The organism is Rhodococcus sp. PSi06 (assembly GCF_054960675.1).
On the sequence record NZ_JBHNYO010000003.1, the window covers coordinates 336,346 to 358,938 of the forward strand.

Genomic DNA, 22,593 nt, shown 5'->3' on the forward strand with positions numbered 1-22,593 from the left:
GCTGGAGCGGTTGCCCACGGAACCAGTCCATGCGGCGAATGCTCGAGAAAGGGCCCTGCAGTGAGAGAGAAGGGCCGCAAGGCCATCGCGACCAATCGCAAGGCGCGGCACAACTACTCCATCCTCGATGTCGTCGAGGCCGGGGTCGCCCTCGTGGGAACCGAGGTCAAGAGCCTGCGTGACGGCAAGGCCTCCTTGGTCGACGCCTTCGCCACCGTCGACGACGGAGAAATCTGGCTGCGAGGGCTGCACATCGCGGAGTACACGCTCGGAAGCTGGACCAACCACGCGCCGCGTCGGAACCGCAAACTTCTTCTTCATCGTCGTGAGATCGACCGCCTGGCCGGAAAGGTCAAGGAGGGCAACCTCACGCTGGTCCCGCTGTCGATGTACTTTTCCGACGGCAAAGTCAAGGTCGAGCTGGCCTTGGCCAAGGGCAAGCAGGACTACGACAAGAGGCAGTCGTTGGCCAAACGCACAGCCGAACGCGAGGTGACGCGTGAGCTGGGGCGTCGAGTGAAGGGCATGCGCTGACCGCTGTTCTGCTCGCTCTGGTAGCTGCGGTGGGTTACGGGGTGAGCGATTTCGTCGGTGGTGTCGCATCCCGTCGGGTAGCGGCACTGCGGGTGGTCATCGTGTCGTATCCACTCTCGTTGGTGGTCGTTCTGCTCGTGGCTCCGTTCGTCGGCGGCACGATCGAACTCTCGGCAATGCTGTGGGGACTGGCGTCGGGTGTGGCCGGCGGCGTCGCAGTGTGGTGGTTCTATCTCGCGCTCGCGGCCGGGCCGATGGCAGTGGTGTCCCCGGTGACGGCCGTGTTGGTGGCCGGGATTCCCGTTCTCGTCGGGTTGTCGATGGGGGAGCGTCCGGGTGTCGTCGCGTTCGTCGGCATTGCGGTGGCACTGGTGGCAGTGGTCCTGGTCAGCAAGGAGTCGCCCGACGAAGTGGCCGGTGAAGTAGCCGGCGGTCGGGAGATGAAGTTCACCCGGACCGTGGCGTGGTTGACGGTCGGTTCGGGCGTGACGTTCGCTTTCGCGTTCATTTTCCTGCATCAGATCGGCGATGGCAGTGGACTGTGGCCGCTTGCGGCGTCGCGTGCGTCGGCTACCGCAGTGGTCTGGGTGGTAGCCCTGGCCTCCGGGCACTTCGCGCCTCCGCACGGTAGCGTGCTGAAGCTCGCAGCGTTCGTCAGTGTGCTCGACGTGATTGCAAACGCAGCAATGATCTACGCCTACCAAGGGGGACTGCTCTCGCTGGTGAGCGTCATCGCGTCGCTGTATCCCGCAGCCACGGTGTTGCTGGCGATGGTGATGCTCGGCGAGCGCGTCGGCTCACTACAGAAAGTCGGAATGGCGTTGGCGCTCGGTGCCATCGCCATGATCGCGCTCGCGGGTTGAACTTGCTCGCCCGCGGGTACTGACCCCGTTTATGACTGCTTCCGATTCTGCTTCCGATCTTCCCACGTCCGAGAATGCGTCATCTCGGCCGCGCGTCTTGGTCACCGGAGCCACCGGATATCTGGGCGGTCGTCTGGCACCGCGTCTGCTCGACGAGGGATACCGGGTACGAGTGCTGGCCCGCACCCCCAGCAAGCTCGACAACGTTCCGTGGGCGGCGGACGTGGAGATCGTCAAGGGCGATCTGAGCGATCGGGACTCACTGAAGGAAGCACTCAGCGGCGTCGATGTCATGTACTACCTGGTGCACTCCATGGGCACTGCGGGTCATTCGGACTTCGCCGACACCGAACGCGACAGCGCTGAGAACGTGGCCACCGTCGCCGCGGACTGCGGAGTCGGTCGCATCGTGTACCTCGGCGGCCTGCACCCGCCCACCGGCGAGCTCTCGCCGCACCTGAAATCACGCGCCGAGGTCGGTCGCATTCTCATCGAGTCGGGTGTTCCGACGATCGTGCTGCAGGCGGGTGTGGTCATCGGATCCGGCTCGGCCTCGTTCGAGATGATCCGCCACCTGACCAACCGGCTGCCGGTGATGACAACGCCGCGGTGGGTGCACAACCGAATCCAACCCATCGCCGTACGCGACGTGCTGCACTATCTGATCGGTGCTGCAAGTGCTCCGATGAGCGAATCGCGTACGTACGACATCGGTGGGCCGGACGTGATGCAGTACGGCGAGATGATGAACATCTACGCCGACGTCGCGGGCCTGCGGCAGCGACGGATCGTCGTACTGCCGGTGCTGACTCCCCGTCTTGCCGGTCATTGGATCGGACTGGTGACGCCTATCCCTCGCGGGTTGGCGATGCCGCTCATCGAGTCGCTGCAGTACGACGCCGTCGGCCACGAAATGGACATCGACGCCGTCGTGCCGCGTCCGGAAGACGGACTGACGGGGTACCGCGACTCGGTTCGATTGGCACTGCGCAAGATCGACGACGGTGAAGTCGAGACGAGATGGACCGACGCCACCGGTACTGCGGCACCGTCGGATCCGCTTCCCTCGGACCCGGATTGGGCCGGGGAAGTGGTGTACACCGACACTCGGGTCGCCAGAAGTACAGCGAAGTCGAGTGCGATCAGGCCGGCACTGGAACGGTTGGCCGACGCCGACGTGCTCACCGGCTGGCATCGTGACGTCACCGGACCCGACGCCTCCGCGTCCGGTACAGAACACACCACCCGGCTCAAGTCCTCGACTCGGCTGCCGGGCGAGGCGTGGCTGGACCTCACGGTCGGTGGAACCGCGAAGCAGCCGACGATCGAGCAGCGTCTGGTGTTCTTCCCGCGTGGACTGGCCGGTCGCGCAGTCTGGTACGCCTCTTTGCCTGCGCGCTTGGTCGTTGCGCGCCGAATGTTGCGCACAGTGGTGCAGCGGGTGGAAGCCGACGCCGCAGCGCACCCGGTGGATCGCCGCGCCGAGAATTAACGGGATGAAAGTGGCCATGCGAGGCGTTACACTGAACAGCCCGGGCACGGTGTCCGGGAACATACGGGGCTGAACGGTTTCGACTTTGTATGTTGAGTCAGGGGAAGCGTGTCGGTGCAGGCGAGAGACCACCGTAAGCGTCATCGCAACCTTATAAGCGCCGATTCCAATCAGCGCGACTACGCACTCGCTGCCTAAGTAGCTACTGCGTGTCTGTCAGTCCGGGCTTGCCCTCGGCCCGGGTACTGGCATCAGCTAGAGGGCTCACCGATTCATCCGGCCGCGGGATGATGAGGAACATCAAACAGTGGCTGGGATCGTCATCCTGACTTGTTCGCGAGATCGGGAGATCCAAGTAGAGACATAGCGGACTGCACACGGAGAAGCCCTGGCAATGCAGCAGAGGACCCGGGTTCGATTCCCGGCAGCTCCACCGCAGAAGACCGGGCCGAGAGACACACTCTCGGCCCGGTCTTCTTCTTTGTGTCGGACAGCTCACAATCTCTCGATTCGAATCGATCCCACCCTTAGGGGCCTCGGTGCCGAATAGTCGTCATGAGCAACGAGCCGACCCCAGTGCTGCGGACCGGCAAGCGGGTGTCCAACCCGTCTCTCGTCGTAATGGTCCTCGGCGGCGGTAAGGACGTCAGCCGGGCGCGGAGTAGACCGTGGCACCTGGCCGGTCTTCGAATGTGGCCCTTCACCTGGATGCTTCGGCGTGTGGGACGCGCACACGACATTTCGGTGCAGCAGTTGCAGTACCGGTTCCGCGGCTGGAACGCCCCCGAACGGTCTCCGGTCGAGGACGCCCGGTGGGCGTTGAACCGAATCCGCGCCGAGCATCCTGAGGTTCACGTGGTGGTCGTCGGCCATTCGATGGGTGGCCGCACCGCAGCTGCCCTGATCGACGACCCTTCTATCGTGGGTGTCGTCGCTTTGGCCCCGTGGTGGCCGGAGGGGGCGGAGGCCGATGCGTCCGGACCGGGTAAAAAGCTGCTCGTGATGCACGGAACTGCAGACAAGTGGACCGATCCGAGAACCTCGCGCCGGGCGACCGAACGTGCGGCGGAGCGCGGGGCGTCCGCTCGCTACCTTTCCGTTCCGGGTGGGCATTTCATGCTCCGCAATCCGCGGCTGTGGTCGAGGGCGACGCGTGACTTCGTTCTCGGTATCGCCGCCGATGTGCAGGTCGACTGCATGGGCACACAGTCGTGACGCGCCGTCGGGTTGCGGTTGTCGGAAGCGGTGTCGCCGGCCTGACGGCCGCATACGCCCTGTCGAAGAATTCGTCGGTGACGTTGTACGAGGCGGACTCCCGCCTCGGAGGCCACGCGGACACGCATTACGTGGACGGCCCGGACGGTCCGGTAGGAGTCGACACCGGGTTCATCGTGCACAACGACCGCACGTATCCGACGCTGCTTCGACTGTTCGACGAGCTCGATGTGCCTACTCAGGATTCGGACATGAGCATGTCCGTGCGCTGCGACGGGTGCGGGCTCGAGTATTCGGGTGGCCAGGGAATGCGCGGAATCCTCGCGCAACGTACGGCGGTGTTCAAGCCACGATTCGTGTCGATGTTGCTCGATGTCAAGCGGTTTCACCGGCTGGCGACCGAATTGCTCGACCGGGACGACTCCACGGATTCCGACATCACCCTCGGACGTTTTCTCGCCCTGCACTCGTTCTCGGCATATTTCGAATCCCACTTCATGACGCCGTTGGTGTCGGCGGTGTGGTCGTGTGATCCGGACACTGCTCTTGCTTACCCAGCTCGCTATCTGTTCGCCTTTCTTCAGCATCACGGAATGCTCACCGTCACAGGGTCTCCCACCTGGCGTACGGTCACGGGCGGGTCGATCGAATACGTTCGGCGGGTGTCGTCGCATATCGACGAGGTGCTGGTCGATACCCCGGTGCGCGCGGTCTACAGGTCGCACGACTCCGTGCAGATCCGGGACGGTCACGACGATCTGCGCACGTTCGACGCCGCCGTCGTCGCGGTTCATCCCGGTGCAGCGCTGAAGATGCTCGCAGAACCGACTGCGCTCGAACACAGCGTTCTCGGAGCGATGCCGTACTCGACCAATCACACTCAATTGCACACCGACTCATCGGTGCTACCACGAAACGTCAGGGCTCGGGCCTCGTGGAACTACCACCTCCCGTCCTGTGCCGCCAGGCCCGACCGAGTTCTGGTGAGCTACGACCTGACGAGGTTGCAGCGATTGGACGACACGCATCGAAGAATGTTGGTCACCCTCGGTGGCGAGGATCGCATCGACCCGAACACGGTGCTCGACGACATGACCTACGAGCACCCGCAGTACACCCCCGAATCCGTGGCAGCGCAGCGACGGCTTCCCGAATTGGACACCGATACGGTGGCGTTCGCCGGGGCGTACCACGGCTGGGGATTTCACGAGGACGGTGCGTTGTCCGGAGCACTCGCTGCACGACGGGTCGGTGCCACGTGGCTCTGACGTCCGTTCTGCCGGCCACTCGCGCACACGGAGCCGCCCTCTATGTCACGCGGATCGATCACGTGCGGCGCGCGCCTATTCGAAACACGTTCTCGTACAAGAGTTACAGCTGGTTCGTCGACCTCGACGCATTGCCCGAACTGCCGCGGATACTGCGGCCGCTGGCGTCATTCGATCCCCGTGATCACCTCGGAGACCCCGACTCGACCATCCGCCGGAACGTCGACGCGTTCCTGGCGGAGAACGGTATCGATCTGGGCGGTGGACAGATCATGATGCTGGCCAGCGCCCGAGTTTTCGGGCACACGTTCAACCCGTTGAGTGTGTTCTGGTGCCACGGCCGGGGTGGGGACCTCCTCTGTGTTGTGGCCGAGGTCCACAACACGTACAGCGAGCGACACCGGTATCTGCTGCACACCGATCGCCGTGGCGCGGCTCGGGCGAACAAAGAGTTCTATGTCTCCCCGTTCAACGACGTCGACGGTGAATACACCATGCGGCTGCCCGAGCCTGACACGGTACTTCGGCTCTCGATCGTCCTCGAACGTCCGGGGCAGCCTCCATTCGTAGCAACCGTCGACGGTCGTCGACGCGAGGTGACGACGCGGTCGATTCTCCGGACCGCTGTCGAGATCCCTATCGCGCCGCTGCGGGTGGTGGTGCAGATCCGTTGGCAGGGCATTCGGCTCTGGTTGCGAGGTCTGAAGATCGTGCAGAAGCCTGCCCCTCCCGGGGCCCGAGAATTCCAGAAGGAAGGGGCCCAGAGATGACCACTGTGTCGAGATCCGAGTCTGTGTCGAACCCGTACGGTGATGCCGCTGCCGGCCCGCGCCCGCAGGTCGACGCGCAGGCCTGGCCTCAGATCGCCCACGTTCCCGGCGGCATGAAAGTCGCTGCAGCCGCGCCCGTCGCCAATTTCCTGTTCCGTCGTGCGGTCGCGGGACTACAGGTCCGGGTCGCGATGCCCGACGGCGAAGTGATCGGAGCCGGGTCGGACGACGCACCGTTGATGACCGTCTATAGGCCACACGACTTCGCCGCACGGGTCGGCGACAGTGGACTCATCGGATTCGGTGAGGCGTACATGGCCGGAGACTGGGATGCCGAGGACCTCACTGCCGTGCTCGAGGTCTTCGCCCGGCGGATGGCGTCGCTGATTCCCAAGTCCCTGCAGCGACTCCGAGGGCTCTATATCCCGAAACCGCCGCGGAGCGAGCGCAATACGACGAAGAACACGCGATCGAACATTTCACGGCACTACGATTTGTCCAACGACCTCTTCGAGCTCTTCCTCGACGACACGATGACCTACTCGAGCGCGTTGTTCGCCGGATCGGGAAGCGACAACGACAGTGAGGAGCTCGCCGACGCCCAGCGTCGCAAGATCGACCGGCTACTCGACCGCGCAGGCGTCGGAGATGGAAGCAGGGTTCTCGAGATCGGCACCGGATGGGGCGAGCTGGCTATCCGAGCGGCCGCTCGCGGTGCGACGGTACGGTCGGTCACGTTGTCGACCGAACAGCAGGAACTCGCGCGCAAGCGTTGCGCCGCTGCGGGTTACGGAGATCGGATTCAGATCGATCTTCTCGATTATCGTCTGGTCGACGGCGAGTACGACGCGATCGTGTCGGTCGAGATGATCGAGGCCGTCGGTCATCAGTACTGGGGAACGTACTTCGAGACGATCGACTCGTTGCTCGCGCCGGGTGGGCGAGTTGCCCTCCAGGCCATCACGATGCCGCACGACCGCATGCTGGCCACCCGAAACACCTACACCTGGGTACACAAGTACATCTTTCCCGGCGGGTTCCTCCCGTCGGTGCGGGCCATCGAGGAAGTGACCGAGCAGCACACCTCGCTTCGGGTTCGCGAGCGTCTGTCCATGGGCGACCACTACGCGCGCACCTTGGCGCTGTGGGACAGCCGCTTCCGCGAATATCGAAGCGAGGCAGAGGATCTCGGTTTCGACGAGGTGTTCGCGCGTATGTGGCACTTCTACCTATGCTACTCGGAGGCCGGATTTCGATCCGGGTACCTCGATGTTCAGCAGATCGTGCTCGACCGAAGGGACAATCGATGACCACCTCGACACTTTCCGTGGACCGGACCGATCGCAGCGTCGTTGTCGCGCATCGGATTGCCGAATTGATAGAGCCCTTGGTGGGTGGTCCACTTCCCGTTCGGCTGGAGGCATGGGACGGATCCGTCGCAGGCGATGCCTCGGCACCGAGAGTGCTGTTGCGGAGTCCGAGCGCCCTTCGTCGATTGCTCTGGAGCCCCGGCGAACTCGGTGCTGCGCAGGCGTACGTCACCGGGGAGTTGGACGTCGACGGCGACCTTGCCGCGGCTCTCGATCACGTGTGGGGTGTGGTGCGTGAGCGCCGACTCTCGGCGGTCCGACCGGGGCCGGCGTCCCTACTGCGATTGGCGAGACTGGCAAAGGATCTCGGAGTGTTCGGCCGCCCACTCCCGCCGCCCGTGTCGCAGGCGTCGGTGAAGGGGCGGCTGCACTCGGTGCTCCGCGACCGCGCTGCGATCAGCCACCATTACGACCTGTCCAACGATTTCTACGAACTGGTCCTCGATTCGCACATGGCGTACTCGTCCGCGTACTGGACCTCGAATTCGCCGGACTACACCCTCGATGAAGCCCAGCGCGACAAACTCGATCTCGTGTGTCGCAAGATCGGTCTCGACAAGCGCACCGGGCAGCGCTTTCTGGACGTCGGCTGCGGCTGGGGGTCCTTGAGCCTGCATGCAGCTCAGGAATACGGAGCGAAGGTCGTCGGCGTGACGATCTCCCGCGAACAGAAAGCGTTCATCGACAAGCGCATCGCCGATCGGGGACTGCAGGACAACGTCGAGATCAGAATCCAGGACTACCGGGAGATTCCGGACGGCCCGTTCGACGCGGTGGCGTCGATCGAGATGGGTGAGCATGTGGGGGAGGCCAACTACCCGACCTACACCGCCGCGCTGCACGCCAACGTCAAGCCGGGGGGACGTGTGCTGATCCAGCAGATGTCGCGGAGAGAAGGCGACAACCCCGGCGGCGGAGCATTCATCGAATCGTTCATCGCTCCGGACATGTTCATGCGCCCGGTCGGGCGGACAGTTGCCATGATCGAGGAGGCGGGGCTCGAGGTTCGGGACGTGCATGCGCTCCGGGAGCATTACGTGCGGACCGTCGACGTCTGGACCGAGCGCTTCGAGGCGCGCTTCGACGAGGTGGTGGCAATGGTCGGTGAAGAGGTCGCCCGGGTGTGGCGGTTGTACCTGATCGGCGGCGGAATGGCCTTCCGGGACAACCGGATGGGCGTCGACCAGATTCTTGCGGTCCGGTCGGAGAACGGATCGTCCGAGATGGAACCGGTTCGACCGGTCTGGGTGTCCGCACGGTGAACTGGTCCGATTTCCTGACCGTATCGCTCGCGAGCCTCGGCGGCACCGCCGTCCTCATGGTCGTCACCGCCCTGATCGGTGCGCGTATCGGACGGCACAACGTCGTGGACGTGACGTGGGGCGGCGGGTTCGTTCTGATCGCGTTGATCTCGGCTGCGACCGGCACCGGTGATGCATGGCGTCGATTGCTGCTGCTGGTGCTCGTCGGTGTGTGGGGACTTCGGCTCGCACTGCACGTCTTTCAGCGCTCACGTGGACACGGTGAGGATCCGCGCTACACCGAACTGCTGTCCAAGGCCACCGGAAACGAAACCCTGTATGCCCTGCGCAAGATCTATCTGACGCAGGCGGCCGCCTTGTGGTTCGTGTCCCTGCCGTTGCAGGTGTCCGCTGTCGCACACGGATCGGTCGTGCCCGTGGTCGTGCTCGGGGTGCTCGTCTGGATTCTCGGATGGACATTCGAGGCAGTGGGTGACGCGCAGTTGAAGGCCTTCAAGGCCGACGCGTCGAACAAGGGCAAGATCATGGATCGTGGTCTGTGGTCCTGGACGCGGCACCCCAACTACTTCGGCGACTCGGCGGTCTGGTGGGGACTGTTCCTCGTGGCGGCGTCGGCGTGGCCCGGGGTGTTCACGATTCTGTCGCCCATCGCGATGACGTACTTCCTGGTCTTCGCCACCGGCGCACGGTTGCTCGAGCGGAGCATGGAGAAGCGTCCGGGATATCGCGAATACCAGCAGCGGACCAGCTATTTCCTCCCGCGGCCGCCGAAAGGACCCAGCAAGTAGCTCGCGGTTGGGGTAGCGGCGTTAGGGTTGTCGAGGAGTTCGATCCATCGATCGAGTTCGGTTCGACCACAACGAGGAGGCGCATCGTGGCGCACGAGAGAGCTGGAACCACTGCATTGCCGGAGGATCTGGTGGATCTTTCGCAACTCGTGACGGCGTACTACTCGCGGATTCCCGACGTGTCGGAACCCAGCCAGCAGGTGGTGTTCGGTACGTCGGGGCATCGTGGGTCCAGCCTGGATTCGGCGTTCAACGAGGCGCACATCGTGGCGACCACCCAGGCGATCGTGGAGTACCGCGCTGCGCAGGGCATCACCGGGCCGTTGTTCATCGGCAGGGACACCCATGCATTGTCGGAACCGGCGTGGACGACTGCGCTGGAAGTGTTGGCGGCCAACGATGTCGACGTATTGGTCGACTCGGGGGATCGATACACCCCCACTCCTGCCGTCAGCCATGCCATTCTGCGATACAACGATTCCGGTCCGGCCGCGAAGGCCGACGGCATCGTGGTGACCCCGTCGCACAACCCGCCCCGGGACGGCGGCTTCAAGTACAACCCTCCGCACGGCGGACCCGCCGATAGCGATGCCACATCGGTCATTGCCGCTCGTGCGAACGAGCTACTGCGCGAAGGTATTTCGGGCATCAAGCGGGTGACTCTCGCTCAGGCGTTCTCGGGCAGCGTGTCGCGATACGACTTCCTCGGCACCTACGTGGACGATCTGCCGAACGTGCTCGACCTCGATGCCATTCGGGCAGCCGGGGTGCGCATCGGTGCCGACCCGTTGGGCGGCGCAAGCGTCGACTACTGGGACGCCATTGCCGAGCGTCACAACCTGGATTTGACCGTCGTCAATCCGTTGGTGGACGGCACGTTCCGATTCATGACGCTCGATACGGACGGCAAGATCAGGATGGATTGCTCGTCGCCCAATGCGATGGCGTCGCTCATCGCTGCTCGAGACCGATTCGACATCTCGACGGGCAACGATGCCGACTCCGATCGGCACGGCATCGTCACTCCCGACGGTGGCCTGATGAACCCCAATCACTACCTCGCCGTGGCCATCGACTACTTGTTCACTCATCGGCCGGGTTGGTCGCCGACAGCGGCGGTGGGCAAAACACTGGTGAGTTCGTCGATGATCGATCGGGTCGTCGCCGGACTCGGTCGCCGGCTGCTCGAGGTGCCCGTCGGATTCAAGTGGTTCGTACCCGGCCTACTCACAGGCGAACTCGGGTTCGGCGGTGAGGAGAGCGCTGGGGCGTCGTTCCTTCGGCACGACGGCCGGGTGTGGACCACCGACAAGGACGGGATCACTTTGGCGCTGTTGGCGTCGGAGATCACCGCAGTCACCGGATCGACGCCGTCGCAGCGCTATGCCGAATTCACTGCGAAGTTCGGCGATCCGTCGTATGCCCGCGTCGATGCGCCGGCCACCCGGGAGCAGAAAGCGGTTCTCGCCAAGCTCTCGCCGAGCCAGATCACCGCTACCGAATTGGCCGGCGAGCCGATCACGGCAACACTGACCGAGGCTCCGGGCAACGGTGCCGCACTGGGCGGGTTGAAGGTGACGACGGAGAACGCCTGGTTCGCCGCACGTCCATCGGGGACCGAGGACGTCTACAAGATCTATGCGGAGTCGTTCCACGGTGAGCAGCACCTCGCCGAGGTCCAGGCCGCGGCACGGGAACTGGTGTCGTCGGCTCTCGAGAGCTCGTGACCGACTCGCCTGAACCCGACCACGACAGCTCGGCATCCGAGCCGGCATTGCGACCCGGAGGCTCACTCCCACCGGAGATCTGGGTGCTGGTGTCGGCGGCGTTCGTCATCGCCCTCGGTTTCGGCATCGTTGCGCCTGCCCTGCCGCAGTTCGCACGAGAGTTCGGTGTCGGGTACACGGCCGCGTCGGCGGTGATCAGTGCTTTCGCTCTCATGCGGTTGGTGTTCGCACCGGCCAGCGGCGCTCTGGTGCAGCGGCTCGGCGAACGACCCGTGTACCTGATCGGACTACTGATCGTCGCGGTGTCCACCGGTGCGTGCGCTCTGGCCCAGACGTACTGGCAGCTGCTGGTGTTTCGCGGACTCGGCGGAATCGGGTCGACGATGTTCTCGGTGTCGGCTCTCGGACTGCTGATCAGGATCAGTCCACCGACCAGTAGAGGCCGGATCTCCGGGCTGTACGCGACCGCCTTCTTGTTGGGAACCATCGGCGGTCCGCTCGTCGGCGGTGCCCTCGTCGGTTTCGGTCTGCGGGTGCCGTTCGTCATCTATGCCGTGGCGCTGGTTATCGCCGCTGCCGTCGTGTACTTCACCCTCGGCAATTCCGATCTGGTCAAGCCCGAGAAGGGAACTGCGCCGCCGACGATGTCGCTGATCGCTGCCCTCCGTATTTCGTCCTATCGGGCCGCGTTGGCGTCGAATTTCGCCAACGGCTGGGCCGTGTTCGGTGTCCGGGTGGCGTTGGTGCCGTTGTTCGTCGTCGAGGCGATGCAGCGATCCGAGGTGTTCGTCGGCATTGCCCTGACGGTGTTCGCGGTAGGAAATGCTCTGGTGCTCACGAGCGCCGGTCGCCTGTCCGACGTACGCGGACGCAAACCCTTCATGCTGGGCGGGTTGGCAGTGTGTGGCCTGGGAACCGTCGTGATGGGCTATGTCCACGATCCGGTGTTGTTCCTCGTCGTGTCGTTGATCGCCGGAATCGGATCGGGGCTGATGAGTCCTGCCCAGCAGGCCTCGGTCGCCGACGTGATCGGGGGCAAGGCGCGAGGAGGGCCCGTGTTGGCGGCCTTCCAGATGGCGTCGGATGTGGGCGCGGTGATCGGCCCGATCGTGGCCGGGATGATCGTGGAACGGCTCTCGTTCGGACCGGCATTCGCGGTGACGGGTGCATTGCTTCTGCTGGCGGGGTTGTGGTGGTCGCGCGTTCCGGACACCCTCGAGCGGGAGCGCAGCTGACGAACGCATCCGTAGTATTCGCTCTGTGAGCCAGAAGAAGATATCGAGCACGAAACACACGCCGCAGGCGACGTCCAACACGATGACCTATGTTTTGGGCGCAGTCGCATTCCTGGCGGTGGTCGTAGTCGTCGTAGTAGCGATCATGTGGCAGAGCGGAAGCGACGAACCGCGGAACGACGGCTACGGATCCGTCAAGAATCCCGAGGTCGAATTGTCGTTGCCGGGCGACGGTGTGGTGCAGCTGGCACGGCCGGGCGCACAGCGTGTCATCGATGTGTTCGAGGATCCGATGTGCCCGTTCTGCGGTGATCTCGAAGTGAAGCACGGCCAAGAGCTGGCTCAGAAAATCGACGACGGTGTTGTCTCGGTGAAATACCATCTGGTCAATTTTCTCGACCCGCAGTCGGCATCGGGTGACTATTCGACGCGTGGCGTCGCGGCGTCGCACTGCGTGGCAACGACGGAGAACGCCCGGGTCTACTCCGCTTTCCACTCGGGATTGTTCGACCCCGAATTTCAACCGAAAGAGGGTGCCGACTCGGACAGAACCGACGCAGAATTAGCAGACCTGGCTCGATCCAGCGGAGCGAGCGAGTTGGCGGTCGAATGCATTGTCAGTGGCGCGCAGCGCGACACTGCGGTGGCGGATGCGAACACCGGACGGGACGCACTGGCGGCATCCGGAGCGCGTGGAACACCAGGCGTACTGGTCGACGGACAAGTGGTCGACGCATTGGGCGACTCGGAATGGCTGTCGTCCGTCAACTGACGGACGGCTGTTCGGCGGCCGGTCTTCGGGTTCCTCGGTACCGGCCGCACCAGGGGATTTGTTGCTGTTGCGACCGATGGTGTAACTTCGTTCGAGCAACCGCATGAACGGTTGCACGCAGTAACTCGGGGCTATGGCGCAGCTGGTAGCGCACCACACTGGCAGTGTGGGGGTCAGGGGTTCGAGTCCCCTTAGCTCCACCGAGATCGATGATTCTTCGGAACTCGATCACTTCGAACTAAAAAGCGCCGCTCCTCGAGCGGCGCTTTTCGTTTCGGTACCCGAACTCAACGGTGACTCAGATCAACGGTGACTCGGATCAGCGGTGACTCAGTGAGCTGCGTCGAAGGCCTGCTCGACCTCGGCCGGGATTCTGCCCCGTGCGGAGATGTTGTGGCCGTTCGCCTTCGCCCATTCTCTGATGGCTTTGGTCTGATTGGCGTCACGCTTGGCACCGGTTGCCGAGGTCCCCGACTTCTTGGTCCGCTTTCCACCGACCTTGGTGGAGTGCTCGATGTAATAGTCGAGCTTACGGTGAAATTCCTTGGCGTTCTTGTCGCTGAGGTCGATTTCGTAGCTGACGCCGTTGACAGAATAGGTTATGTGTTCGCCACCGGAATCGATCGGTTTTTCGTCGATGTCATCGACTAATTGCACATAGACTTTTCTGGCCATGCTGAAGCTCTCCAATGGTGCAGGGGATGATGCGGGGGATATCCAGATCGAACTGGATCGACTATACGGCCGAACAATTTGTTTATCCACGTGGGCTGGGTGATCGTTACCCGATTCGCAGAATTGTCAGGAATCGGATCGGAAGGGCCATCCGAACGAAGAGATGAATCAGAGGAATTTTGCCTCGACGCGATGTCGGTCATTATCGAAATTCGAGACCAACCGGTCGAATCGACGACGTCTTTCCATCCCCGAGTCGGTTGGCAGTGCCTGCGACGGGGTGGGGTGGTCGGCTCTGTACGCAGCCGCGGTCGCGTCGGCAACAGATCGATCACGGAATGCACTCTTTTCACTAACGAAAGAAATTCCACCTCTAGTCGACGCGAATCTCTGGTTCACTCGAGGCGCAAGTGTCTGCTGTTTCGTGTGTGTCCCGTGTTATCGGCGGCTCGCTCCGATCAGCGCAACCGAGGGGCCGAGAGGGGAGCAGCGCTACCAGTCGATCCGGTGCGCTCGAGAGCATATGAAATCTGGACGAATCACGACGTCGGCGTCGACGGCTCTGATGTGCGCGGGAATTCTCGGTGCGGGTCTGATCGTCGCTGGCCCCGCCACAGCAGCCCCCGCCTCAGCTACCCCTGCCGCACCGTCCACCACGACCCCGCCGGCCGCCACGACGCCGGCCGCCACGACGCCAGGGGCAGCCGGTAGTGAATTGTCGGGCAAGACGGTGTTTCTCGACCCGGGTCATCAGGGCACCGCCCATTCGGAAAACCTGCAACGCCAGGTGAACGACGGACGCGGCGGAACGAAGGACTGCCAGACCACCGGTATGACCACCGTCGACGGCGTGCCCGAGCACACCATCAACTGGAAGGTCAGCGAACTCGTTCGGTCCAGTCTGGAGAGCTTGGGCGCAACGGTGAAGACGAGTCGAGTCGACGACTCGGGGTGGGGCGGATGCGTCGACGACAGGGCCCGCGCGGCGAGCGAGTCCGGAGCCGACGTCGCGGTGAGTATCCACGCGGACTCCACGAGCACGACGTCCGATGCCGGTAAGCACGGCTTTCATCTGATCGTTCCCACCCTGCCGATTCCGAACTCAGCGGCCGATTCAGCGCAGTCCGAGGGGGGACGTTCGGCGTCGACGGCAATGCGAGATTCGTACGTTCGGGCCGGCTTCGACCCGGCGAACTATGCGGGTGTGAACGACGGGATTCAGGAGCGCTCGGATGTGGCCGGACCCGCACTGACCACGGTCCCACTGGTGTTCGTCGAGATGGGGAATGGATCGAATCCCGACGACGCGGCGCTTCTCGAGAGCTCCGACGGTCAGTTGAAGCATGCGATCGCGATCTCGACCGGCATCATCGATTATCTGCTCGGTGCCGAGGCGACGTCGACGACGTCGACCGCACCGGCAGCGCCGACCACCCCGGCTGCCGCGACGACACCGCCCGCGGCTCCCGCGCAGGCAACCGCTACCGCTGTGCCCGGCACGTCTTCGAAGACGGGAGCCGGGGCAGCCGTTCAGGGCCGCAGCGCGCTGTCTCGACTGCTCGAGAGCGTTTCTCCGTACATCGACTCGTTCGGCGTGGACGGTCTGAAAGGGCTTGTCACCCAGGACAACGTCACCAGTGTGTCGAACTTCGCTCGAGGCCTGCTGAACCAGATCGTCGCCGGCCGGTAGTCTCGGACGCCGTGACGCGTCGACGAATTCCGGTGGTGGTAATCGCGGGCTTCCTCGGTGCAGGCAAGACGACGCTGCTCAACCATCTGTTGCACAACGACGCAGGGATTCGAATCGGCGTCGTGGTCAACGATTTCGGAGCGATCAACATCGACTCCATGCTCGTGGCCGGACAGGTCGACTCGATGGTCTCCCTCGGGAACGGGTGCATCTGCTGTGCGGTGGACATCAGCGACATGGACGCGATGTTCGATGCCCTCGCGCATCGCCGTTCGACGATCGACGTCATCGTGGTGGAAGCAAGTGGGCTGGCCGAGCCTCGCAACCTGATCCGGATGGTCCGTGGCAGCGAGAACGAGTTCATCGTGTACGGCGGGCTCGTCGGGGTTGTCGACGCGGTCGAATTTCCGCACACTCGCGTGCTGCATCCCGAGATCGATCAGCATCTGCAGTTGGCCGATCTGGTGGTGCTGAACAAGTCGGATGCGGTCTCGGAATCCGGTCGCTCCGCAGTCGTGTCGACCGTGCGGTCCATCGTCGGGGAGGTCCCCGTCGTTCCCGTCGCGTTCGGTCGGGTGGATCCGCTGCTGCTCTTCGACCGTCGGGACGACCGATCGGTCGACTCGGCGATCGCCGTGCAGTTGTCGTTCGACGAGCTACTCCGGGAGAACCACAGTCACGACCACAGCGGCGACGACGATGACCACGAGCATCACCTACACGCCCAGTACTCGCATGCGGAGTTCGTCAGTGCCGATCCCATCGAGCCGCGACGACTGGTCGAGTTTCTGGAGAATCCCGCCGGAAACCTCTACCGGATCAAGGGTGTCGTGCACTTCGCGATACCGGGCTATGCGCAGAAGTTCATCGTGCACACCGTCGGTCGACACATTCGATTCGAGGCTACGTCGTGGACGCGAGGTGAGGCCGAACAGACCTCGTTGGTGCTGATCGGTACCGAACTCGATGCAGCGGCCGTCGAGAACCGGTTACGTGCATGCGTGCGGGCGCAATCAGAGCAATGCGACGCGTCCTCGATGCTTCCCGTCCACCGTTATCTGGACGCCGGATAGGTTCTCCTACAGTCCGACCCATTCGGTGCGTCCGCCCTCGAACCCCTGGCGCTTCCAGATGGGGACCTCGGCCTTGATGCGTTCGACCAGTCGCGCACACGCCTCGAAAGCTTCCGCCCGGTGAGCCGACCCGACGGCTGCCACCAGTGCCAGGTCGCCGACGCGTAGGTCTCCGACGCGATGTACCGCAGCGACCTCGAGGCCGGTCTCGGCGGAGACCTCGGAGCAGCATCGGTTCAAGAAGCGCTCTGCGTCTGGATGGGCGCGGTATTCCAGAGTTTCCACCGCGTGGCCACCATCGTGGTCGCGGACGATCCCACTGAACAGGACCACGGCACCGTGGCGCGAATCCTGCACGGCCGCTTCCACTTCGGCGGTGCTCAACGGTTCACTCGAAATTCGCGCGACAAGTTCACGCATCGTGGGGTCCTCCTCCGGCAATCTGGGCCAACACGTGGTCGAGCAGTGGGTCGAGAACCGCGAGGCCGTCCTTCACACCACCCGGCGAGCCCGGCAGGTTCACCGTCAGGGTGCGGCCGATGAGCCCGGAAACGCCTCGGCTGAGTACCGCGTGTGGCGTCGCGGACGTGCCGCGGGTACGAATCGCGTCGGCAATACCCGGCATGTCGATGTCGAGGAGTGCTGCCGTGGCCTCGGGAGTGGCATCGGTGGGGGATACCCCGGTGCCTCCGGTACTGACGATCAACGACGGTTCGCCGCGCAAGGCGTCCTGCAGGCCCGCCGCGATGTCGGCGTCGGCGTACACCAACGGACCACGCACGGTGAAGCCTCGATCGGTCAACCACGATGCGATCGCGGGGCCGGTCGTATCCGGTCGGGTTCCTTTTGCGCCGCCGGTGGAAGCCACCAGAACCGCAGCCGATCGCGCCGACTCGAATACCGGTTCGGCCGCGGATGCCGCGGAGGCCGAAACGTCGTCTCGCTGCCAATGGCCGTGCTTACCACCGTCTTTGGTGATCAGTCGCACACCGTTCATCGTGGCACCGGGGTCGACGGCCTTGACCATGTCGTGCAGGGTGAGGCCTGCGACAGCGACCGCGGTCAGGGCCTCCATCTCCACCCCGGTACGTCCGGTGGTGCGTGCGGTGGCCTCGACGGTGATCGACGAGTCGGTGAAACCGAACGAGATCTTCACCGACGACAGTGCGAGCTGATGGCACAGCGGGATGAGCTCCGACGTCCGCTTGGCCGCCGAGATTCCGGCGATGCGGGCCGTGGCGAGAACATCGGCCTTGGGCATGTCGTCGGCGCGGACAAGGGCTATGACCTCGGCGGTGGTGACGAATTCGCCGGCGGCGACCGCCGTTCGCGACGTCTCCTTCTTGTGAGCCACGTCGACCATGCGGGCACGGCCCTGATCGTCGAGATGAGAAAGGTGGGGTGGTGAGGCGTCGGTGGTCACAGCGGCCATACCTCCACGTGAGATCCTGCAGCGAGTTCGGTTGTCTCCGCGTCTATGTCGATCAGGACGTCTGCCCATGCCAGGGCGGCGACCAGATGGGAGCCCGGGCCTGCGACGAGCTCCACCTGCCCGTCGTCACGTAATCGGCCGCGCAGGAGTTGGCGACGGCCCGGCGGAGACACCACTGCCTCGTGCAGGGTCGCGGTCGTGGGCAGCACAGGAGGAAGACCGGCGGCCTGCCGAACTATGTTGCGCGCGAACATGATGTACGAGACGACGGTGCTGACCGGGTTGCCGGGGAAGCTGAGCACTGGAATGCCTGCGAACAGTGTGATGCCCTGTGGCCCACCCGGCTGCATCCGAACCGATCCGAACTTCCCCCCGAGCGGGCGGAGGACATCCTTGACCACCTCGAAGTCGCCCATGGAGACGCCGCCGGAGGTGATGATCAATTCTGCCGATCGGGTTGCGTCGTCGAGGATCTCGCGGAATCGTCTCGGATCGTCGCTGCTCCGCGAGACCGCGACCACGTCCGCGCCACTGGCCTGCAGGTGCGCGGCGAGGGTGATCCCGTTCGAGTCGTAGATCTGGCCGGGTGTGAGAGTCGCCCCGGCATCGACCAATTCGGCACCCGTGGTCACGACGGCCACGCGAGGACGCGAACGCACGGCCACCTCGGCGAAACCGACTGCCGCGAGCACCGAGATATGACGGGGTTCGAGTACTCGACCTGCCTCGATCAGTACCGTTCCGACGCGTACGTCGCTTCCCTGTTCCCGAACGAATTCGCCTGCGACACGGCCTCGTTCGATCGTCACCGAGCCCGGCGACGCTACCGAGGTGTCCTCGACGGGGACGATGGTGTCGGCTCCGTCGGGAATGGGTGCGCCGGTCATGATCTTCGCGGCGCTACCCGCAGCGAGAACTGCCGATTCCGCAGGGCCGGCAGCGATGACGGTCGAGACCTGCAGCGTCACCGGGGTGGCGGTGACGGAACGAGAATCGACGGCGTAACCATCCATCTGCGAATTGCGGAACAGCGGCAGATCGACCGGCGACCGCACATCCTCGAACGACACTCGTCCGAGTGCCTCGGCCAAAGGAATTCGCTGCGCAGTTCTGGTGCCCAGCGCCGCGAGAAGGCTCTCGACGGCGGCGGCATGCTCCTCGACGGATACGGCGCTCACTGCGCTGGTCCCATGGTCGCCCGCGTCTGCTCAGCCGTCATGGGTGCCAATCCTAAGCACGCCGACAACGCCGGCGAGTGTGGGCTGCGGCATACTGGGTAGACACGTCTCGAACAGACGTGATCGAGATCTACGAAGGCGAGGTGCGAGGTGACGGTGGACAGTGTCACCTCACTCGGAATGCCGGTGTTCGGCGGTGCTGCGACGGGCACCGCATCGCAGCAGGCGAATTCCGTGGAGGATCGACCGGACGTACCCCATCTGATCGACCGTTTCGGCCGCGTTGCTCGCGACTTGCGTATCTCGATCACCGAAAAGTGCTCACTGCGATGCACTTACTGCATGCCGGAGGAAGGTCTACCGGCCATTCCTGCCGCGAACCTGCTCACGCCGGCCGAGATTGCACGAGTCGTCTTGGTGTCCGTGCGGCTGCTGGGGATACGGGATGTCCGCTTCACCGGCGGCGAGCCTCTGATGCGGCGAGATCTGGACGAGATCCTGCGCTCGTGCTCCGCTGTGGCGGACGGCGTGCCGTTGTCCATGACCACCAATGCCGTCGGCCTCGAACACCGTGCGCAGGCACTTGCCGAGGCCGGGTTGACCCGCGTCAACGTGTCGTTGGATTCGGTCGATCGCGAACAGTTCGCGAGCTTGACTCGACGCGATCGACTTCCGTCCGTGCTGGCGGGCATCCGGGCTGCCAAGAAGGCGGGTATCGGTCCGGTCAAGGTCAACGCCGTGCTGATGCGAGAAACCCTCTCCGGTTCCGTCGATCTGCTCCGGTGGTGTCTGGACGAGGGGGTCGCCCTTCGTTTCATCGAGCAGATGCCACTCGACGCCGATCACGAATGGGCACGCGCCAACATGATCGACGCCCAGACGTTGCTCGACGAGCTGTCCACTGCGTTCGATTTACGTGAGGTCGGTCGCGCCGATCCGTCCGCTCCCGCCGAGGAGTGGAGCGTGAACGGGACCGACGCGACAGTGGGGATCATTGCGTCCGTCACGCGCTCGTTCTGCGGCGACTGCGATCGAACGAGGCTCACCGCCGAAGGCACCATCAGGTCCTGCCTGTTCAGTGACGACGAGACGGACCTTCGCGCGGCATTGCGGGGCGGTGCCACCGACGACGAGTTGGCAGCGGTGTGGCGTGGAGCCATGTGGAACAAGTGGGCCGGGCACGGTATCGACGCCGAGGGCTTCGTGCCACCGACCCGCAGTATGGGAGCAATCGGTGGTTGAGACACAGTCCAGCACGACGGACAGTCGCACGATGCAGGTGGAGGTTCGGTACTTCGCAGCCGCGGTCGACGCGTCCGGCTGCGATTCTGAGCACCTCACCCTGCCGACGGGCTCGACCCTCGGAGAGTTGCGAGAGGCCATTCGCGCTCGATACGGAGCCCCGATGGAACCGATTCTGCGGGTGTCCGCGTACTTGGTCGGCGACGAGTTGACTCGCGATCCGAGTCTTCCCGTCGGCAGCCGAGTCGACGTGATGCCGCCCTTCGCCGGCGGCTGATCGCCGCCGCCGACGACGGTCGGTCAACGGCCGTTCTTCCACCAATCGTCGAACGGAGTCACCGGGACAGTGCGCTTGTGCCGCGTCGCCGCGAACATCTTCTCGAGCTTGTCGGCAACTTCCTCGGTGACGTCCTTTCCCTCGAGGTAGTCGTCGATCTCCTCGTACGTCACTCCGAGTGCTTCCTCGTCGGGCAGGGCCGGCCGGTCGTCTTCGAGATCCGCGGTGGGAACCTTGCGCCACGTACTTTCGGGCGCACCGAGCTCGCGGAGCAGCGCAGCGCCCTGACGCTTGGTCAAACCGGTCAGCGGAGTCAGATCCACGCCGCCGTCGCCAAACTTGGTGAAGAATCCTGTGACCGCCTCGGCCGCGTGATCGGTACCGACGACGACGTGGCCGAGTTCGCCGGCGATCGCGTACTGAGCGACCATGCGCTGGCGCGCTTTGATGTTGCCGCGTACGAAGTCTCGGACCTCGGCCGTACCCAGTGCCTCGGCGGTCGCAGCGGCTGCGGCATCGGAGGCACCCTTGATGTTCACCGTCACGGTGCGATCGGGATCGATGAACCGCAGCGCGATCGATGCATCGTCCTCGTCGGCCTGCACACCGTAGGGGAGCCGTACGGCGACGAATTCGGCCTCGTGCCCGTCGGCTCGCAGCTCTGTCGCTGCCTGCTGGGCGAGCTTGCCGGTGAGCGTACTGTCCTGTCCGCCGCTGATCCCGAGTACGAAACCGGAGGCCGGTGTCGACGCCAGGTAGTCCTTGAGGAAGTCCACCCGCCGGCGAATTTCCGTGACCGGATCGATGGTCGACTGAACAGCCAGCTCACGCATGATTCCGGAGCGCAATTCCGAATTGATGTGTCCCATCCGATCATCCTAATGACGAGTGCGGGTGCGCGTTCGGGTCGAGAAGGATGCGTAGTGTTTTCGACGTGAGCGGATCCACCGATACTTTCGTCAAGCGAGACGCCCGCGCGCACCCGGACTTCTTCGCGGCCGAGGCCGCTGGCCTCGAGTGGCTCGGAGAGACCGGGGTGCCGGTTGTCGGCGTTCTCGATCGCGGACAGACGTTCATCGAACTCGAGCGCGTGATCGCGTCGAGTCCGACGCTGCCCGCGGCGAGAGACTTCGGGCGAGCGTTGGCGCGAATGCACGACGGCGGAGCAGCCGGATTCGGCGCGCCGCCGGTCGGCTCCGACGGTGCGCCCTTCCGCGGCCAACTCTTCATCGGAGCTCGGCCCATGAGCAGTACGGTGCATCGGACGTGGGGTGAGTTCTATTCGGCCGAACGAGTGCTGCCCTTTCTGCAAATCGCCGTCGACGCAGGCACAGTGACACCTTCGGAGGCTGCCGATGTGGAATCGGCGTGCCGGCGCGTGGCAGGCGGTGATTTCGACGATGCGGAGCCACCCAGCCGCATTCACGGAGATCTGTGGAGCGGCAACGTGTTGTGGACGGAGGCAGGCGTGGTGCTGATCGACCCGGCGGCGCACGGCGGGCATCGAGAGACCGATCTGGCGATGTTGGCACTCTTCGGGTGCCCGCACCTCGAGGAGATCGTCGACGGGTACGAGTCGGTCCGGCCGCTGCGAGCCGGGTGGCGTGAGCGCATTCCGCTACATCAGTTGCACCCGCTCGCCGTCCATGCGGCGGGACACGGCCGCTCGTACGGTCGGGCGTTGCACGCAGCGGCCACGACCGTCGCCGGCCTGTGAACGACCGGGCCAC

At 64.3% G+C, this 22,593-nt stretch carries 22 protein-coding genes, 1 tRNA gene and 1 other RNA gene; 19 read left to right on the plus strand and 5 right to left on the minus strand.

All coding sequences use genetic code 11. From position 1 onward, the window contains the following. The first annotated feature begins 60 nt into the window (after nucleotides 1-60). The 14 genes from smpB (at nucleotide 61) to ACFI9K_RS06365 (ending at nucleotide 13,496) form a co-directional block, all read left to right on the plus strand. On the plus strand, nucleotides 61-534 hold the full coding sequence (gene smpB / locus ACFI9K_RS06300) for an SsrA-binding protein SmpB (RefSeq protein WP_027496576.1): 474 nt from the start codon (nucleotides 61-63) through the stop codon (nucleotides 532-534). Nucleotides 535-542: 8 nt separating this feature from the next. Next, nucleotides 543-1,397 (plus strand): EamA family transporter, encoded by an 855-nt coding sequence (locus tag ACFI9K_RS06305; protein WP_462662750.1) that lies wholly within the window; start codon nucleotides 543-545, stop codon nucleotides 1,395-1,397. A 31-nt stretch (nucleotides 1,398-1,428) separates the two neighbouring features. Next, on the plus strand, nucleotides 1,429-2,889 hold the full coding sequence (locus tag ACFI9K_RS06310) for an SDR family NAD(P)-dependent oxidoreductase (protein ID WP_462662713.1): 1,461 nt from the start codon (nucleotides 1,429-1,431) through the stop codon (nucleotides 2,887-2,889). A 65-nt stretch (nucleotides 2,890-2,954) separates the two neighbouring features. Next, nucleotides 2,955-3,325, plus strand: a transfer-messenger RNA (tmRNA) gene (gene ssrA, locus ACFI9K_RS06315). Nucleotides 3,326-3,444: 119 nt separating this feature from the next. Then, nucleotides 3,445-4,104 (plus strand): alpha/beta fold hydrolase, encoded by a 660-nt coding sequence (locus ACFI9K_RS06320; protein WP_462662714.1) that lies wholly within the window; start codon nucleotides 3,445-3,447, stop codon nucleotides 4,102-4,104. Further along, nucleotides 4,101-5,372 (plus strand): NAD(P)/FAD-dependent oxidoreductase, encoded by a 1,272-nt coding sequence (locus tag ACFI9K_RS06325; protein ID WP_462662715.1) that lies wholly within the window; start codon nucleotides 4,101-4,103, stop codon nucleotides 5,370-5,372. The genes ACFI9K_RS06320 and ACFI9K_RS06325 overlap by 4 nt, the downstream gene beginning before the upstream one ends. After that, nucleotides 5,363-6,142, plus strand: coding sequence for a DUF1365 domain-containing protein (locus ACFI9K_RS06330; protein ID WP_462662716.1), 780 nt, complete (start codon nucleotides 5,363-5,365; stop codon nucleotides 6,140-6,142). Before ACFI9K_RS06325 ends, ACFI9K_RS06330 begins: the two co-directional genes overlap by 10 nt. Then, on the plus strand, nucleotides 6,139-7,452 hold the full coding sequence (locus tag ACFI9K_RS06335) for a class I SAM-dependent methyltransferase (protein ID WP_462662717.1): 1,314 nt from the start codon (nucleotides 6,139-6,141) through the stop codon (nucleotides 7,450-7,452). Before ACFI9K_RS06330 ends, ACFI9K_RS06335 begins: the two co-directional genes overlap by 4 nt. After that, on the plus strand, nucleotides 7,449-8,774 hold the full coding sequence (locus ACFI9K_RS06340) for a class I SAM-dependent methyltransferase (RefSeq protein ID WP_462662718.1): 1,326 nt from the start codon (nucleotides 7,449-7,451) through the stop codon (nucleotides 8,772-8,774). The genes ACFI9K_RS06335 and ACFI9K_RS06340 overlap by 4 nt, the downstream gene beginning before the upstream one ends. 56 nt (nucleotides 8,775-8,830) lie before the next feature. Continuing rightward, on the plus strand, nucleotides 8,831-9,562 hold the full coding sequence (locus ACFI9K_RS06345) for a DUF1295 domain-containing protein (protein WP_462662751.1): 732 nt from the start codon (nucleotides 8,831-8,833) through the stop codon (nucleotides 9,560-9,562). An 86-nt stretch (nucleotides 9,563-9,648) separates the two neighbouring features. After that, nucleotides 9,649-11,289: a phosphoglucomutase (alpha-D-glucose-1,6-bisphosphate-dependent) gene (pgm, locus tag ACFI9K_RS06350; protein ID WP_462662719.1), complete on the plus strand. Its 1,641-nt coding sequence runs from the start codon at nucleotides 9,649-9,651 to the stop codon at nucleotides 11,287-11,289. Nucleotides 11,290-11,336: 47 nt separating this feature from the next. After that, entirely contained in the window at nucleotides 11,337-12,524 is a 1,188-nt protein-coding gene (locus ACFI9K_RS06355) for an MFS transporter (RefSeq protein ID WP_462662752.1), read from the plus strand. A gap of 25 nt (nucleotides 12,525-12,549) precedes the next feature. Then, nucleotides 12,550-13,296 (plus strand): DsbA family protein, encoded by a 747-nt coding sequence (locus ACFI9K_RS06360; RefSeq protein WP_462662720.1) that lies wholly within the window; start codon nucleotides 12,550-12,552, stop codon nucleotides 13,294-13,296. A gap of 127 nt (nucleotides 13,297-13,423) precedes the next feature. Beyond that, a tRNA-Ala gene (locus ACFI9K_RS06365) sits at nucleotides 13,424-13,496 on the plus strand. A 130-nt stretch (nucleotides 13,497-13,626) separates the two neighbouring features. Here the strand turns inward: ACFI9K_RS06365 and ACFI9K_RS06370 are convergent. Further along, the gene (locus tag ACFI9K_RS06370; protein WP_462662753.1) at nucleotides 13,627-13,971 is read right to left on the minus strand and encodes a histone-like nucleoid-structuring protein Lsr2; all 345 of its coding nucleotides are present in this window, start codon (nucleotides 13,969-13,971) and stop codon (nucleotides 13,627-13,629) included. A 523-nt stretch (nucleotides 13,972-14,494) separates the two neighbouring features. On the opposite strand from ACFI9K_RS06370, the gene ACFI9K_RS06375 reads away from it, so the two are divergent. Next, nucleotides 14,495-15,661, plus strand: coding sequence for an N-acetylmuramoyl-L-alanine amidase (locus ACFI9K_RS06375; protein WP_462662721.1), 1,167 nt, complete (start codon nucleotides 14,495-14,497; stop codon nucleotides 15,659-15,661). 11 nt (nucleotides 15,662-15,672) lie between these two features. Further along, on the plus strand, nucleotides 15,673-16,734 hold the full coding sequence (locus ACFI9K_RS06380; protein ID WP_462662722.1) for a CobW family GTP-binding protein: 1,062 nt from the start codon (nucleotides 15,673-15,675) through the stop codon (nucleotides 16,732-16,734). A gap of 6 nt (nucleotides 16,735-16,740) precedes the next feature. Here ACFI9K_RS06380 and ACFI9K_RS06385 read toward each other — a convergent pair whose 3' ends face one another. Genes ACFI9K_RS06385 through ACFI9K_RS06395 form a run of 3 tightly spaced genes read right to left on the minus strand, consistent with a single transcriptional unit; the run spans nucleotide 16,741 to nucleotide 19,344 of the window. After that, on the minus strand, nucleotides 16,741-17,154 hold the full coding sequence (locus tag ACFI9K_RS06385) for a molybdenum cofactor biosynthesis protein MoaE (RefSeq protein ID WP_462662723.1): 414 nt from the start codon (nucleotides 17,152-17,154) through the stop codon (nucleotides 16,741-16,743). Next, nucleotides 17,147-18,166 carry a bifunctional molybdenum cofactor biosynthesis protein MoaC/MoaB gene (gene moaCB, locus ACFI9K_RS06390; protein WP_462662724.1) on the minus strand — a complete coding sequence of 340 codons (1,020 nt, stop codon included), beginning with the start codon at nucleotides 18,164-18,166 and terminating at the stop codon, nucleotides 17,147-17,149. Before moaCB ends, ACFI9K_RS06385 begins: the two co-directional genes overlap by 8 nt. Further along, nucleotides 18,154-19,344: a molybdopterin molybdotransferase MoeA gene (locus tag ACFI9K_RS06395; RefSeq protein ID WP_462662725.1), complete on the minus strand. Its 1,191-nt coding sequence runs from the start codon at nucleotides 19,342-19,344 to the stop codon at nucleotides 18,154-18,156. The genes moaCB and ACFI9K_RS06395 overlap by 13 nt, the downstream gene beginning before the upstream one ends. Before the next feature lie 180 nt (nucleotides 19,345-19,524). Here ACFI9K_RS06395 and moaA point away from each other — a divergent pair, with 180 nt between their 5' ends. Both moaA and ACFI9K_RS06405 read left to right on the plus strand, forming a co-directional pair. After that, nucleotides 19,525-20,586: a GTP 3',8-cyclase MoaA gene (gene moaA / locus ACFI9K_RS06400; RefSeq protein WP_462662754.1), complete on the plus strand. Its 1,062-nt coding sequence runs from the start codon at nucleotides 19,525-19,527 to the stop codon at nucleotides 20,584-20,586. Between the two features lie 31 nt (nucleotides 20,587-20,617). Then, nucleotides 20,618-20,863: a MoaD/ThiS family protein gene (locus ACFI9K_RS06405; protein ID WP_462662755.1), complete on the plus strand. Its 246-nt coding sequence runs from the start codon at nucleotides 20,618-20,620 to the stop codon at nucleotides 20,861-20,863. 23 nt (nucleotides 20,864-20,886) lie between these two features. Here the strand turns inward: ACFI9K_RS06405 and nadE are convergent, their stop codons facing one another. Further along, nucleotides 20,887-21,732 (minus strand): ammonia-dependent NAD(+) synthetase, encoded by an 846-nt coding sequence (gene nadE / locus ACFI9K_RS06410; protein ID WP_462662726.1) that lies wholly within the window; start codon nucleotides 21,730-21,732, stop codon nucleotides 20,887-20,889. A gap of 47 nt (nucleotides 21,733-21,779) precedes the next feature. On the opposite strand from nadE, the gene ACFI9K_RS06415 reads away from it, so the two are divergent. Further along, on the plus strand, nucleotides 21,780-22,580 hold the full coding sequence (locus ACFI9K_RS06415; RefSeq protein ID WP_462662727.1) for a fructosamine kinase family protein: 801 nt from the start codon (nucleotides 21,780-21,782) through the stop codon (nucleotides 22,578-22,580). The last annotated feature ends 13 nt before the right edge of the window (nucleotides 22,581-22,593 follow it).

Coding starts and splice junctions, on each gene's coding strand:
- ACFI9K_RS06310 (WP_462662713.1), top strand. CDS start 1,429: ATGACTGCTTCCGATTCTGCTTCCGATCTTCCCACGTCCGAGAATGCG.
- ACFI9K_RS06320 (WP_462662714.1), top strand. CDS start 3,445: ATGAGCAACGAGCCGACCCCAGTGCTGCGGACCGGCAAGCGGGTGTCC.
- ACFI9K_RS06335 (WP_462662717.1), top strand. CDS start 6,139: ATGACCACTGTGTCGAGATCCGAGTCTGTGTCGAACCCGTACGGTGAT.
- ACFI9K_RS06340 (WP_462662718.1), top strand. CDS start 7,449: ATGACCACCTCGACACTTTCCGTGGACCGGACCGATCGCAGCGTCGTT.
- ACFI9K_RS06345 (WP_462662751.1), top strand. CDS start 8,831: ATGGTCGTCACCGCCCTGATCGGTGCGCGTATCGGACGGCACAACGTC.
- ACFI9K_RS06370 (WP_462662753.1), bottom strand. CDS start 13,971: ATGGCCAGAAAAGTCTATGTGCAATTAGTCGATGACATCGACGAAAAA.
- ACFI9K_RS06375 (WP_462662721.1), top strand. CDS start 14,495: ATGAAATCTGGACGAATCACGACGTCGGCGTCGACGGCTCTGATGTGC.
- ACFI9K_RS06385 (WP_462662723.1), bottom strand. CDS start 17,154: ATGCGTGAACTTGTCGCGCGAATTTCGAGTGAACCGTTGAGCACCGCC.
- moaCB (WP_462662724.1), bottom strand. CDS start 18,166: ATGGCCGCTGTGACCACCGACGCCTCACCACCCCACCTTTCTCATCTC.
- moaA (WP_462662754.1), top strand. CDS start 19,525: ATGCCGGTGTTCGGCGGTGCTGCGACGGGCACCGCATCGCAGCAGGCG.
- ACFI9K_RS06405 (WP_462662755.1), top strand. CDS start 20,618: ATGCAGGTGGAGGTTCGGTACTTCGCAGCCGCGGTCGACGCGTCCGGC.
- nadE (WP_462662726.1), bottom strand. CDS start 21,732: ATGGGACACATCAATTCGGAATTGCGCTCCGGAATCATGCGTGAGCTG.
- ACFI9K_RS06415 (WP_462662727.1), top strand. CDS start 21,780: ATGCGTAGTGTTTTCGACGTGAGCGGATCCACCGATACTTTCGTCAAG.